Annotated in this window: 11 protein-coding genes; 1 reads left to right on the top strand and 10 read right to left on the bottom strand. The window is 44.2% G+C overall.

The features are described 5' to 3' along the window. The first annotated feature begins 168 nt into the window (after positions 1-168). Positions 169-1302, top strand: coding sequence for an alanine dehydrogenase (gene ald, locus OZ660_RS09500; RefSeq protein ID WP_159624671.1), 1134 nt, complete (start codon positions 169-171; stop codon positions 1300-1302). Between the two features lie 103 nt (positions 1303-1405). Here the strand turns inward: ald and pyrF are convergent, their stop codons facing one another. The 10 genes from pyrF to gyrA form a co-directional block, all read right to left on the bottom strand. Further along, positions 1406-2104: an orotidine-5'-phosphate decarboxylase gene (gene pyrF, locus OZ660_RS09495; protein ID WP_202265626.1), complete on the bottom strand. Its 699-nt coding sequence runs from the start codon at positions 2102-2104 to the stop codon at positions 1406-1408. A gap of 6 nt (positions 2105-2110) precedes the next feature. After that, on the bottom strand, positions 2111-3280 hold the full coding sequence (gene lapB / locus OZ660_RS09490; protein ID WP_159624674.1) for a lipopolysaccharide assembly protein LapB: 1170 nt from the start codon (positions 3278-3280) through the stop codon (positions 2111-2113). Next, positions 3280-3540: a LapA family protein gene (locus tag OZ660_RS09485; protein ID WP_232369740.1), complete on the bottom strand. Its 261-nt coding sequence runs from the start codon at positions 3538-3540 to the stop codon at positions 3280-3282. The genes lapB and OZ660_RS09485 overlap by 1 nt, the downstream gene beginning before the upstream one ends. Before the next feature lie 116 nt (positions 3541-3656). Further along, positions 3657-5999, bottom strand: coding sequence for a PilZ domain-containing protein (locus OZ660_RS09480; RefSeq protein ID WP_274743335.1), 2343 nt, complete (start codon positions 5997-5999; stop codon positions 3657-3659). Between the two features lie 232 nt (positions 6000-6231). Continuing rightward, positions 6232-6519: an integration host factor subunit beta gene (gene ihfB, locus OZ660_RS09475; RefSeq protein ID WP_014949641.1), complete on the bottom strand. Its 288-nt coding sequence runs from the start codon at positions 6517-6519 to the stop codon at positions 6232-6234. A gap of 76 nt (positions 6520-6595) precedes the next feature. Beyond that, positions 6596-8266 (bottom strand): 30S ribosomal protein S1, encoded by a 1671-nt coding sequence (gene rpsA, locus OZ660_RS09470; RefSeq protein ID WP_159624680.1) that lies wholly within the window; start codon positions 8264-8266, stop codon positions 6596-6598. A 120-nt stretch (positions 8267-8386) separates the two neighbouring features. Beyond that, on the bottom strand, positions 8387-9058 hold the full coding sequence (gene cmk / locus OZ660_RS09465; protein ID WP_159624682.1) for a (d)CMP kinase: 672 nt from the start codon (positions 9056-9058) through the stop codon (positions 8387-8389). 166 nt (positions 9059-9224) lie between these two features. Continuing rightward, the gene (aroA, locus tag OZ660_RS09460) at positions 9225-10508 is read right to left on the bottom strand and encodes a 3-phosphoshikimate 1-carboxyvinyltransferase (RefSeq protein WP_274743448.1); all 1284 of its coding nucleotides are present in this window, start codon (positions 10506-10508) and stop codon (positions 9225-9227) included. Between the two features lies 1 nt (position 10509). Next, on the bottom strand, positions 10510-11595 hold the full coding sequence (gene serC / locus OZ660_RS09455; RefSeq protein WP_274743334.1) for a 3-phosphoserine/phosphohydroxythreonine transaminase: 1086 nt from the start codon (positions 11593-11595) through the stop codon (positions 10510-10512). A 95-nt stretch (positions 11596-11690) separates the two neighbouring features. Further along, positions 11691-14405, bottom strand: coding sequence for a DNA topoisomerase (ATP-hydrolyzing) subunit A (gene gyrA / locus OZ660_RS09450; RefSeq protein WP_274743333.1), 2715 nt, complete (start codon positions 14403-14405; stop codon positions 11691-11693). Between the last annotated feature and the right edge of the window lie 300 nt (positions 14406-14705).

Genomic DNA, 14705 nt, shown 5'->3' with positions numbered 1-14705 from the left:
CAGATAGTTCGTTTTTTATTGTCGTATACTCGCCGACATAACGCCCTTGTTATTAATGCGGTTGTTTCTTGTCCTTTATAGATTAAAGGCCAGAGCTCAACTAGCCTTTACATGACATTTAATCAATACGAGCCATTAAGAAGCTCACGCAATAAAAGAGGATTACGCATGTTAGTTGGTGTACCAAAAGAGATTAAAAATCACGAGTATCGTGTTGGCTTAACGCCTGCAGCCGTAAAAGAATTTGTTAGCCACGGCCACAATGTACTTGTAGAAACTAAGGCAGGTGATGCAATTGGTTTCACTGACGAAATGTATGTTGAAGCAGGCGCTGCAATTGCATCTACTGCTGAGCAAGTATTTGCTGAAGCTGAAATGATTGTAAAAGTGAAAGAGCCTCAGCCAAACGAATGTAAAATGTTGCGTAAAGGCCAAACTCTTTATACCTATCTACATTTAGCACCAGACCCAACACAAACAAAGTTGCTTGTTGAATCAGGTGCAACGTGTATTGCTTATGAAACGGTAACCGACGATCGCGGTGGTCTTCCACTACTTGCTCCAATGAGTGAAGTAGCAGGTCGTATGTCTGTTCAAGCCGGAGCTCATTACCTAGAAAAAGCACACGGTGGTAGCGGAACACTATTAGGCGGCGTACCGGGCGTAGCTCCGGGTAAAGTATTGGTTATTGGTGGTGGTGTTGTAGGTATTAACGCAGCGAAAATGGCTCTTGGCCTAGGCGCTGATGTAACTCTACTTGACCGTTCACTACCAAGACTTCGTCAACTAGACGATATTTTCAATGGTCAGGTTAAAACAGTTTACTCAACGGTAGACGCCATTGAGCACTATTCTTCAAAAGCTGACCTAGTCGTTGGTGCGGTACTGATCCCTGGTGCAGCAGCACCAAAACTATTAACGCGCGAACACATTGCAGCTATGAAGCCTGGTTCTGTATTGGTCGACGTTGCTATTGATCAAGGTGGCTGCTTTGAAACATCAAAAGCAACTACACACCAAGATCCAGTTTACATGGTTGATGATGTTGTACATTACTGTGTTGCTAATATGCCAGGTGGCGTTGCACGCACATCAACAATGGCGCTTAACAATGCAACCTTACCCTTTGGTCTAGCCCTTGCGAATAAAGGACCAGTTAAAGCAATGCTTGAAGACAAGCATTTACTTAACGGTCTGAATGTTCACGAAGGTAAAGTGACGTACAAAGCCGTTGTAGATGCACTAGGCGCTGAACTAGGTCTTACGTATACGCCAGCTGAAGCAGCACTTAAAGGCGAATAACGCCTGCTTAACGTGATGTAACATAACTAGACGTTACTCAACTAAAAAAAAAGCTCGGATATGTTTTCACATTCCGAGCTTTTTTATGTGGTTAAAAGATTTGCTATGCGCTTATAGAGGCATTTACTGCTTTTAACACGGCAATGGGATCTTCAGCTTTAGTAATGGGTCTTCCCATTACTAGATAATTCACGCCTGCTTTTATTGCGTCAGGCGGCGTCATTACTCTTTTTTGATCGCCCACATCAGCACCAAGTGGGCGAATACCTGGCGTAACAAGCAGAAAGTCGTCGCTGTGTTTTGTACGCAATGCCTGTGCTTCTTGCGCTGAACAAACAATACCATCCAGGCCCGCTTGCGCAGTTAAGTTTGCTAACCGCAGTACTTGCTCTTCTGGTGTCACATTGCTTATTACATCAGCTAATTGCGACTCGTCCATACTAGTAAGTACGGTCACAGCGATAAGCTTAGTTGATGGGTGACTACTATTAGCAATTGCTTCTTTAGCGGCTTGCATCATAGGAATACCGCCAGATGCATGAACATTCACCATCCAAACACCCAACTCTGCGGCGGCCTTACACGCTTTTGCCACTGTGTTGGGGATGTCGTGAAATTTAAGATCGAGAAAAACATCAAAGCCCTTAGCAATAAGTGCTTTAACAAATTCAGGACCGAATAATGTGAACATTTCCTTGCCCACTTTCAATTTGCATAAGCTAGGATCTAGCTTATCTACAAAAGCAAATGCAGAGTCTTTGTTGTCATAGTCTAAAGCAACAATAACGCGTGGGTCGTGCATGTTTAATTATTCTCCGTCTAGCCCTTTAATTGGTTTCACTACGCCCCATTTTTTGCAGCTGGGGCATAGCCAGTATAGTTTACGACCAGAAAAGCCACAGCTGTTACAACGATACTTGGGGCGTTGTAACATTTGTTTTTCAACCAGTTCTTTTAACAACCGCAAGCTGTCGGCCGTCGTTTGATCTGACAGTTGGTCGATGTATAAGCCCATTAGCGTTTTGAAACCGCGCATGGTAGGACGCTTGCGCAACTGTTCAAGTAAATATTCTGCCGCTTGTGCCGTGTCGCCACGTTTAAGTAATACATCAACCATTGCCAAATAGGATGTGGCGCACTCTTGCCAGTGTGCTTCCAAGTTTTGTTGAAACGCTTCCCAGTCTCCAGTTTCTTCAGCGATTTTTTCGAGACTAGGTACTGCTTCGCTGAACCAATTAATATCCCTTTCTGCCACTTGTGTGAAATACGCGTTGGCATCGGTATAGCGTTTCTGGTTAAGTGAGATTTCGCCCAGCATAAGCCAAGGCCTTACGGCATGTTCGTCTGCATTCACGGCTTTTTGCAGTAAGGTCAATGCGGCGCCTTGGCTTTCATTTTTAAGCTCAACCGCAGCCTGCTCACAATAAAAATGGGCTAAACGCTCACAAACCTCATCATTGTCGCCATGACATTGAACCATACGCTCAGCTAGCTCTATTGCGCGCTCCCATTCTTTGGTGGTTTGGTAAATACTGAATAGTTGCTGCTGTGCGACTAGGTAATGCTTTTCACTATTAAGTAATTGCAGAAATGCATTTTCAGCGCGCTCGAGAAATCCGGCTTGCGTGTAATCGTGCCCCAACTCTCTTAACGCATTTTCACGTTGTGCAGGTTGAAGCTCATCGCGGCTAACTAGGTTTTGATGCACTTTAATTGCGCGGTCAATTTCCCCTCGATGACGAAAGAAGCTGCCCATCGCAATATGCGTTTCGACCGTGTCGCTATTGACGTTGATCATTTTAATGAGTGTATCAACAGCTTTATCGGGCTGGTCAGATAAAAGAAAATTCAGCCCTTTATAATAGTGTTTAGAGAGAATACTTGACTGTTTTCTTTGCGCTTGGCGGACACTATTTCGGCCCATTATCCAACCGTATCCAGCCGCAACAGGCAAAAGTAGAAACAGCAGTTCAAGCATTAGTGTTGTTGTTCCAATCGCTGAATTTTATTTTGTGCTGCCATAAGTTGTACACGCAAACGCAGCCAACCTACCAGCATAACCAGAACACCAATTGCCACCCCAATCGCTAGGGTGATAGCAATTAACGTAGACATACGTAAATTCGCTTGAGCGATAAGGTAATTTACGGTTACTTGAGATTCATTTAGTGCGCCAATAACAAATGCAAACGTTAATAGCACTAAAATGAGTATGAATGTCAGGATCCCTTTCAACACTAAACCCTTTTTATTGATTTATTGATAAGAATAGCAAATTGCTCAAAGAGATAATAGGAAAAAGCGAGGGTGAAGGTTCATCTCATTACACTAGATACGTAACAAGCCAGCACGAGTTATGCCGCCCCTTCTCTCTCGGTGTCTGGTCTTTCCGCTTTTGCTATTAGGTTATCAACAACCAAATCGTGATGTAATGCCGACATATTAGTGATAAAGATGCAATGGGTATAACCTGCTTGCATTGTCTCAAGTTTGTCGTACATGGCTTTATCGAGTTTAGAAAGTTGTGCCAGTCGCTTTTTCGTCAATGGCGTTGTAGCGCCATGGCAGCGCACTGCGGTCACATCCGTAGCACTGAGTTGGATTTTACTCTCATCAAGTTGATTTTTGATTTGTGTCCGCAGCTTTGAATAAAGGAAGTCACGTTCTTTGATATAAACTAGTCTGCTATCACTTTTTCTAACGCAGTGAACAACAAGTGCTTGCTCAGAGGTTTCTTTAAACATCGCCTCTAATATTTGAGATTTTGGTTTGGCTTGCCCTTTGTCTGCGAAAAAACCATGAAGCGGGATAATGTTTTGCGTGCGAGAGAACGGATATAAATCGTCTGAAGCGTCGCTTTGGTAAACCGTTTTTAATCTATCTAGAGTAAACCGGTTCATTACGCACAATACCGATAGCGAAGGCATATGCCTAACGGCCAGCTCCCAGATAAAACGGTGGGTGAGGCGCTGTGTACGCGCAATATCGTTTAGCTTGAAATAGGCAGAGTTCTCTTCGACCATAGAATCAACACTGGAACTCACTTTGGCTTTGCGCGCGTCTTCCGTTAAGCACAAACGAACAACGCCATTATCAGCGTCATAGTGCACTACCTTATACTTTTCACCTTTAATTTTAAGGTCTGGTATTGTAACGCGAATTTCTTGCTGCACATCGCTGTTAGGCGCTACTTTTAACTTCATGCCACTTGCACTTAAGTCAGAGACACGGGCATCGATTGATGACAACAACCCTGTTTTAATTGACGCAGCCTTATCCATTAAATATCGCGTTTCGCAGCGCCTATCTAAGTCTTCCTCCATAACATAATCAATTTGCCAGTTCTTTCCACTGGCTTTTAACGTCTTGGACAAAGGCTTAAAATCACATTTAGCAAGCAACGATAAATTACTGAGATAGTTTGTGACATCTTTACAATAAAGCACGTGAGTAATTTGTGCTAAATGCTCGAAGTCCCTGCTTGCGATGTCGTGAATGGCGAAAGCTTTGATTTTATCCTGTTTACTCACTTCATCTAAGCGACAATGAGTACAAATAAAATCCTCGCTTTTTGCCAACAAATACACGAGCGCATTTAATTGACCGAGCGCGAGTAGTTGACGATGCGTGGCGGTGATTTGAATATTGCCACTTTTTGTCTTGATATTACCGTGAAATACATACGCTTCGTTGTATTTTCTCAGTTCTTCAACCAAGGTCGCAAAAATGGGCTTATCTTGCAGACTTGCCAGCGCTTTGGTCGAGTTATTGTGTTCCACGTTAGCTTTAGTATAAAGCGCAATAACTGGCTTTAGCGATGTTTTGTTCGGTGCTAGAAAAACCGGAAGCCATGGGCTATTTTCTAAAATGCGATCGCGCTCTAGTTCTTGCATGGCGCGCTCAATTTCTAAATCACGCTGCAATGGTTGCTTGTAAGCCGTAATACTGACGTAGCGCTTTAACGCGGTAACTAGCGCAGGGTCAAGGTCATCAGGAAAAACAAAACTCGACTCATACTTACCTAAATGCTTGTTGTATTTAACCGACTCTAACTCTAGCGTTACGTCTGTTGGTTCTTTTGTAAGTCCAGCTATTTCGGGCAAGGTAAAGGTAAGCTTATCGCCAGTGCTTGCATTAGGTGGGCGCTTGGTCTCTAGGGAGAACCCTTTGTATGACAGCGAGCTTATTGCACAGTGCCTGCCCTTTTCGAATTGAGCCGACGCAAGCGTGAAATTCGGCCGAATCGCGATATCATCACCAAAATCAATATCGGTGAATGATTGGCTTTCAACATTAAATGCATCGACAATCTTTTTGAATTGCTCTTTCTTTATCTGCGACTGGTAAAAGTCAGAATTCATCACCGATTCAAAAACACCCACGGTGTATCTGTCTTGATAAAGTGATGTTTCGTTTTTAAGTATTTGAGCCCCTACTTTGTCTAAGCGCATCTGAACACCAAAGTGCTTAAACTTCATTACAGGGAATTGTGCAAAGGCAGAGTTATCAGCAGGCGCATCAGTAAGTGACGTTAACCGTACCACTTCCTCTTTGACAACTTTCCTTACGCTACTTGGGAGTCTTTTTGAGAATTTGTTTATCCCCTCTAACAGTCTGTTTTGCTGTTCATAGGGGATTAAAGCACGTATGAGCGGCTGATATTGCTTAATAATTGATTGTTCGTCGCCGGCTGACATTACTTCTACTAATACCGTTTTATTATTATCTGGATAATATATAACCGTATTAATCTACCCGTCAATAGACAAAGTCAACTAAACAAAAGTATAAAAAGCAACCAAGATGATGTTTTGATGGAAAATTAATGTTAATAAAATAGTAAAGCCGCGTTATTTTCACGCTGCTATTGGATGTTAGATTGGACTTGGATGTATTAAAAAAGCCGCTTTTCAGCGGCTTTTAAAATTTTTATGCAATTGACGCATCTACTCTTTCACGAAGCTCTTTCCCTGGCTTAAAGTGCGGTACATATTTACCGTCAAGCTTTACTGTTTCACCCGTTTTCGGGTTTCTACCTACGCGTGGCGCACGGTAGTGAAGAGAAAAGCTGCCAAAACCTCTAATCTCGATACGCTCACCTTTTTGTAAAGTTTGCGCCATCTGCTCTAGAAGCTCTTTAATGGCCAGTTCAAGTTCCTTCGCAGGAATATGACGCGCTTGATCCGCGAGCCGTTCAATTAATTCAGACTTGGTCATGCTTAACCTCATTGTCAATATTATTGTTTAAACAGCTATCGCGAATTGGGTGTGCATTTGCACACCCACAAAAGCATTATTCGCCTTTAGCAGCTTTAAATGCTTCTGCCATCGCGTTAGCGAAACCAACATCTTCTTGTTGGTTAACTTTATCGATAGCTTCTTTCTCGTCAGCCTGATCTTTCGCTTTAACAGATAGGTTAACAGTGCGGTTCTTACGGTCAACGCCCATGAACTTCGCTTCAATGCTATCACCAACGCTTGCTACTTCTGTTGCGTCTTCAACACGCTCTACAGCAAGATCTGCAACGCGGATGTAGCCGTCAACTTCTTCAGCTAGGTTTACAGTAACGCCTTTCGCATCAACTGCTGTTACTGTACCAGTAACGATAGCACCTTTCTTGTTATCTGTCAGATACTTGTTGAAAGGATCTTCTTCGATTTGCTTAACGCCAAGAGAGATACGCTCACGCTCTGGGTCGACTTGTAGTACAACTGCAGAGATTTCGTCGCCTTTCTTGTAGTCGCGAACCGCGTCTTCACCAGACTTGTTCCAGCTGATGTCAGAAAGGTGAACTAGACCGTCGATGCCGCCGTCAAGGCCGATGAAGATACCGAAGTCAGTGATTGACTTGATCTTACCAGACACTTTGTCACCTTTTTCGTGTGACTCAGCAAAAGTTTCCCAAGGGTTAGCAATGCACTGCTTAAGACCTAGAGAAATACGACGACGCTCTTCGTCGATTTCAAGAACCATTACATCTACAGTGTCACCTAGGTTAACAACTTTAGATGGGTGGATGTTCTTGTTAGTCCAATCCATTTCAGAAACGTGTACAAGACCTTCAACGCCGTCTTCGATTTCAACGAAGCAGCCGTAATCAGTAAGGTTAGTAACCTGACCGTTGATCTTAGTACCTTCTGGGTAACGAGAAGCAATTTCTTGCCATGGATCGTTGCCCATTTGCTTCATACCAAGAGAAACACGTTGCTTCTCTTTGTCGAACTTAAGTACTTTAACGTTGATTTCGTCACCAACATTCACGATTTCACTTGGGTGCTTAACGCGCTTCCAAGCCATATCAGTGATGTGTAGTAGACCGTCTACGCCACCAAGGTCAACGAACGCACCGTAGTCAGTAAGGTTCTTAACGATACCCTTGATTTCGTGACCTTCTTCAAGGTTAGCAAGAAGTGATTCACGCTCTTGGCTGCTTTCAGCTTCGATAACTGCACGACGAGAAACAACAACGTTGTTACGCTTAGCGTCAAGCTTGATAACTTTAAATTCAAGCTCTTTGCCTTCTAGGTGAGTAGTGTCACGTACAGGGCGTACGTCTACTAGTGAACCAGGAAGGAACGCGCGTACACTGTTAACTTCAACAGTGAAACCGCCTTTAACTTTACCGTTGATAACGCCCTTGATAGTAACTTTATCTTCGTAAGCTTTTTCCAGCTCAACCCACGCTTCGTGACGCTTCGCTTTTTCGCGAGATAGGATAGTTTCACCGAAACCATCTTCAACTGCATCTAGTGCTACGTCTACTTCGTCACCGATAGCGATTTCTAGTTCGCCTTCAGCGTTCTTAAATTGGTCTGCTGGGATAGCACTTTCTGATTTCAAGCCCGCGTCAACAAGAACGATGTCTTTGTCGATAGAAACAACAGTACCTTTTACAATTGAACCAGGGCGTGTTTCTAGTTCTTGTAAGCTTTCTTCAAAAAGTTGTGCAAAATTTTCAGTCATAAGTCTCAAATAAACTTTTAAGTTGATATCCACGCTTCTAATCCGGATAACGTGGGGTTATTAAAATTAGTCGCCACTTCCTGTAGCAACACTGCTTTGGATGCGATCAGCTCTCGTCTGTTAAAGGCGTGAGGAAATAATATCCATCGCTTTTTCAAAGACTTGGTCAATATCCAAGTCCGTTGAATCAATAATTACAGCATCTTGTGCCGGTACCAAAGGGGCAACCGCGCGTTGTGTATCACGCTCGTCTCTTGCCTTGATATCGGTTAAAAGGCGCGCAATATTAACATCCATGCCCTTAGCTTTCAACTGGCTATAGCGACGCTCAGCACGGGCTTCAGCGCTTGCGGTAAGAAAAATCTTAACCGGCGCATCTGGGAAAACCACCGTACCCATGTCGCGACCATCTGCCACCAAACCAGGGTCTTGTTGGAATGCACGCTGCCTACGAAGCAGTGCTTCACGCACTCTTGGTAGTGCTGCTACTTTTGAAGCCACTGCGCCTACATCTTCAGTGCGAATATCGTCAGTGACATCTTCGCCTTCTAAAATGATGCGCGTTGCTTCTTCATTCGTCTCAAAACTTACGTCGAGACCGGTTGCAAGAGGAACAACACATTCTTCATCATCACACGGAAGGTCGTGGTGTAGTGCGGCAACTGCTAGTACGCGGTATATTGCTCCGCTATCTAAAAAGTGCCACCCTAATTTCTTTGCTAATAAGCTACTTAACGTACCCTTACCAGCACCACTAGGACCGTCAACCGTGACTACGGGTGTGGAATGCATACCTGCTCCATCATCTAATTACAAAAATCGCGCGCAATTATACGCTTTACTTCAAGATAAGCAATGCCACCTGAACAAGGTGGCATTGTACATTTGACTAATTTTGATACAGAGTCACACTGAAATGCGCTTATATTAGCGCTATTCGGGTGCCCTAGTAGCGACGTTACGCACTGTAAAGCGTCTTAAATCGTGTGAAGTAGTCAGGGAACGTCTTGCGCGTGCAGGCTGGGTCGTTAATAGTCACCGGCGTATCACTTAGTGCCACTAACGAGAAGCACATTGCAATGCGATGGTCATTATACGTATCGATTTCTGCATGCTTAAGTTGGTCAGTTGGCCATACTGTTATGTAATCGTGCCCTTCTTCAACCTTGGCACCTAACTTTTGAAGTTCTGTCGCCATGGCATTTAGTCGGTCTGTTTCTTTAACGCGCCAGTTGTAGATGTTTGTCATGGTCGTTGGACCTTCTGCAAACAAAGCTGTTGTAGCAATGGTCATGGCCGCATCTGGAATATGGTTCATGTCCATATTAACCCCTTTAAGTGGTGCGCCCGTCACTTCAACGTATTCATCGTGCCACACTACCTTTGCGCCCATCGCTTCAAGCACATCAGCGAAACGAATGTCACCTTGTATGCTATTTTGGCCTATACCAGTTACGCGTACCGTGCCACCTTTAATTGCGCCAGCGGCTAGAAAATAAGACGCTGATGATGCATCACCTTCAACCATAAATTTACCGGGCGCAACGTACTTTGCATCGCCCGATATGGTAAATGTCTGGTAATTATCGTTATCTACCGATACTCCGAATTTGGCCATCGTATCTAATGTGATATCAATATAAGGCTTAGAGACAAGTTCACCTTTGATACGAATAACCACGTCACCAGTGAAAAGTGGCGCAGCCATCAACAGGGCTGTCAAAAACTGGCTTGAAACACTTCCGTCAACTGACATTTCGCCGCCGCTTAGCGTTTTACCTTTTATTTGAAGTGGTGGAAAACCATCATTTTTCAAATAAGTAATATCGGCATTGGCCTCGCGTAGTGCATCAACCAAATCACCAATCGGGCGTTCTTCCATGCGAGGCTCACCAGTAAGCACAGTATCAACATTACTTGCCGCAAGTGCCGCACATAGGGGGCGCATTGCTGTACCCGCATTGCCCAAAAATAACTCAAGGGGTTCTGCAACGTCAAAAGCCCCATTGTTACCTTGTACGACACAACGTGTTTTGTCTTCATTCAGCTCATAGCTGACACCAAGCTTGGTCAGGGCATTCAGCATATGTGAAATGTCATCACTGTCTAACAGGTTCGTTAGTTCTGTCTGGCCTTCTGCCAGTGCCGCAAGTAACAATGCACGATTAGACAAGCTTTTTGAGCCAGGTACATTGACCTCTCCCGATACCTTTGCAATCGGGTCTAATGTTAACTGCTCCATTTTATCCATTCACTCTTTCAAATTCGCGCATAAATTCAACTAGCGCCACAATGCCTTCAACCGGCATTGCATTATAAATACTGGCACGCATGCCCCCTACCGAACGATGCCCTTTTAGCGCGAGCAGCCCAGCGTCTTGAGATTGCGCTAAAAATAGCTTGTCGAGCTCAGGATCTGCCAAATGGAAAGGCACATTCATTTTCGAACGATTGTCTGGGTGAACTTTACTTGAATAAAAGTCAGAGCTATCAATGGCTGAATACAGCAACGCCGCTTTTTCGCTGTTGCGTTTGGCCATTGCGTCTACACCGCCCATGTCTTTTAACCATTCAAATACAAGGCCTGCCAAATACCACGAAAATGTTGGTGGTGTGTTATACATTGAGTCAGATTTTGCCGCTAGCGCATAGTCGAAAATAGACGGTGTTTCCTTACGTGCTTTTCCTACCAGATCGTCGCGAACAATAACCACTGATAAACCACTAGGACCAATGTTCTTTTGTGCACCTGCGTATATGACACCGTGTTTCGCCACATCAATAGGTTGCGATAGTATGGTAGATGACATATCAGACACTAACGGTACATCGCCTGCTTCAGGTAGCCAATCAAAGGCAATACCGTCTACAGTTTCATTAGGGCAAAAATGATAATAGGCTGCGGTTTGGTCAATATCACTTAGTGAGGGATTAGCAACGTACTGTAGGCCATCTTTGTCGGTAACATTACCTACCACCACTGCGTTGTTGTACTTCTCAGCTTCTTCAACTGCGCCTTTTGACCAAGAGCCACTTACTAAATGTAAGCTAGTGTCGCTTGAACTGGAAAGGTTTAGCGGCACAGCAGCAAATTGACCACGACCGCCACCATGCGTGAACAGTACGTGATAATTAGATGGCACTGACAATAGGTCACGAAGATCTTGCTCCGCCTTTGCCGCTATTTCAATGAAGTCTTTGCCACGGTGGCTTACTTCCATTACTGAGCAGCCTAAGTCGCGCCAGTTTGTGAATTCAGCTTGGGCTTTTTGCATCACTTCCTTTGGAAGCATTGCAGGGCCTGCGCAAAAGTTAAAAACCTCTTTCATTGCGTTTTTCAACACCTGTAAAAATAACAAGCGGCTTAAGCCGCTTGTTTGAAAGAACACTGATAATGCGCGTACGTTAATGTCGCGCGCTACCCCTACTCTTCTGTCGTTGAGCTATCGCCGTCTTGTGCGGCGTTTTCTTGCTCTTGAACTGCAGTTTCTGCTTGTTCAGATGCATCTTCAGAAATTATCAGGTTACCGTCTTCATCAAACTCTTGTAACTCTTCAACTTCTTCGATGCGCTGTAGACCAACTACATGTTCACCTTCAACGGTACGTATCAAACGAACACCTTGTGTATTACGGCCTACAACCGATACTTCGCTTACGCGGGTACGCACTAGTGTACCCTGGTCACTGATAAGCATAATTTCGTTGCTTTCGTCCACTTGCACAGCGCCAACAACTTTACCATTACGCTCAGAGACTTTAATCGATACTACACCTTGTGTCGCACGACTCTTCGCTGGGTAGTCTTCTAGCGGCGTACGCTTACCGAAACCATTTTCAGTGGCCGTTAAGATTGGACCATCGCCTTTCGGTACGATAAGAGAAACTACTTTCTGACCGTCTTGAAGCTTAATACCACGCACACCCGTTGCCGTTCTGCCCATTGGACGAAGCGCTTGGAGTTCTTCGCCTGTTTCAGGATCGCGCTTCACTTCGCCAGTTTCGCTGTCGCGAAGCTTTTCGTTGAAGCGAACCACTTTACCCGCGTCAGAGAACAACATAATGTCGTCGTCACCGTGGGTGATGTCTACACCAATTAGCTCATCGCCTTCATTAAGGTTAACTGCAATGATACCGCTTGAACGTGGGCGAGAATATAGGCTTAGATCTGTTTTCTTCACGGTACCGTTAGCCGTAGCCATCAGTACAAACTTACCTTCTTCAAACTCTTTGATTGGAAGAATAGCAGTAATACGTTCGTTTTCTTCAAGTGGAAGAATGTTCACGATTGGGCGTCCGCGCGCATTTCTGCTTGCAAACGGCAACTGATACACTTTTAACCAATACAAACGACCGCGTGTAGAGAAACACAAAATGTGGTCGTGCGTATTTGCAACAAGTAATCGCTCGATGAAATCTTCATCTTTCATCTTCGTCGCCGACTTACCACGACCACCGCGACGCTGCGCTTCGTAATCAGTTAATTTCTGATACTTAACATAGCCTTCGCGAGACAGTGTAACCACTACATCTTCTTGTTCGATAAGATCTTCAATGTCGATATCGTGGCTTGCTGCAGTAATTTCTGTACGGCGTTCGTCGCCAAATTCATCACGTACTTTTTCAAGTTCTTCTTGAATTACTTCCATCAAACGCTCAGGGCTGTTTAGGATATGAAGTAGTTCAGCGATGATTTCTAGAAGTTGCTTATATTCTTCTAAAATCTTTTCATGTTCTAGACCCGTCAGTTTATGTAGACGTAGATCAAGAATAGCTTGTGCTTGTTGCTCAGTAAGATAGTACTTGCCGTCGCGAATACCAAATTCAGGCATTAGCCAATCAGGACGCGCTGCATCATCGCCAGCACGCTCTAGCATTTGCGCTACGTCACCTAAATCCCAACCCTGTGCAACAAGCGATTTCTTCGCGTCTGCTGGGCTTTGCGATGCTTTAATCAACTCGATAATTGGGTCGATGTTCGCAAGAGCAATTGCAAGACCTTCTAAGATGTGTGCACGGTCACGGGCTTTACGCAATTCAAACACAGTACGGCGAGTAACCACTTCACGACGGTGAAGGATAAACGCTTCAAGTGTTTCTTTAAGGTTAAATACCTTGGGCTGACCGTTATCTAGCGCAACCATGTTGATGCCGAATACTGTTTGCAACTGTGTATTGGCATATAAATGGTTAAGCAGTACTTCAGCAGATTCGTTGCGTTTGACTTCAATAACAATGCGCATACCGTCTTTATCAGACTCGTCGCGCAGTGCAGAAACGCCTTCGATACGCTTTTCTTTTACCAGTTCAGCAATTTTCTCAATAAGACGCGCTTTGTTAACCTGGTAAGGAATTTCGTTTACAACAATGGTTTCTTTGCCATTATTGTCAGTCTCAATTTCTGCTTTAGCACGTAGATAGATTTTACCACGACCGGTGCGGTATGCATCTTCAATACCTTTACGGCCGCTAATCATTGCAGCTGTTGGGAAATCTGGACCTGGAATATACGTCATCAAATCATCAATGGTAATTGATGGGTCTTGGATAAGCGCAACACAGCCATTGATAACTTCAGTCAGGTTGTGAGGCGGAATATTTGTCGCCATACCAACCGCAATACCAGATGAACCATTTACTAACAGGTTTGGCACCTTAGTAGGCAATACTTCTGGGATATGTTCTGTGCCGTCATAGTTTGGCACAAAATCAACAGTTTCTTTGTCGAGATCGGCTAGCAGTTCATGAGCGATTTTTGCCATGCGTACTTCGGTGTAACGCATTGCAGCTGCCGAGTCACCATCAACTGAACCAAAGTTACCCTGTCCGTCTACAAGCATGTAACGCAGTGAGAAAGGCTGCGCCATACGAACAATAGTGTCGTATACAGCAGAATCACCATGAGGGTGGTATTTACCGATAACATCACCTACCACACGGGCAGATTTTTTATACGGCTTGTTAAAGTCGTTTTTCAGTTCGTTCATAGCGAACAGCACACGACGGTGCACTGGCTTCAAGCCATCTCTTACATCAGGCAATGCTCGCCCGACAATAACGCTCATCGCGTAATCGAGGTACGAGTTTTTTAACTCTTCCTCAATATTAACGGGGAGGATTTCTTTAGCGTTATCAGACATAAACTGCTTAATCCCTTTATCTTAGTTTGTTCTGCGTTATCCATTGCAGCCACTTTACAGCAATTGTGAAAGCGGCTCTTGGGCGCGCATGGTTATTATTATGTGGGTCATAATGTTGCTTCGAGTGTACCACTTGATGACAGAATTATGTAGCGCTTAATTACGCTTATTAATCAACAAAAAGGCAAGCGATTATTTTTCGTTCAGACAGATACAGAAAAAGCAGTTTTATAACTAAAAACAGTAAAACACGCCGCCAAATTGCGATATGTTAATAAGAGAGAAGTTAAGGATTGTTTT

Source organism: Alteromonas sp. 009811495 (genome assembly GCF_028865455.1).
Taxonomy (GTDB): domain Bacteria; phylum Pseudomonadota; class Gammaproteobacteria; order Enterobacterales; family Alteromonadaceae; genus Alteromonas.
Note: the sequence above shows the minus strand (reverse complement) of the source record. Positions and strands in the feature narration are given on the sequence as shown.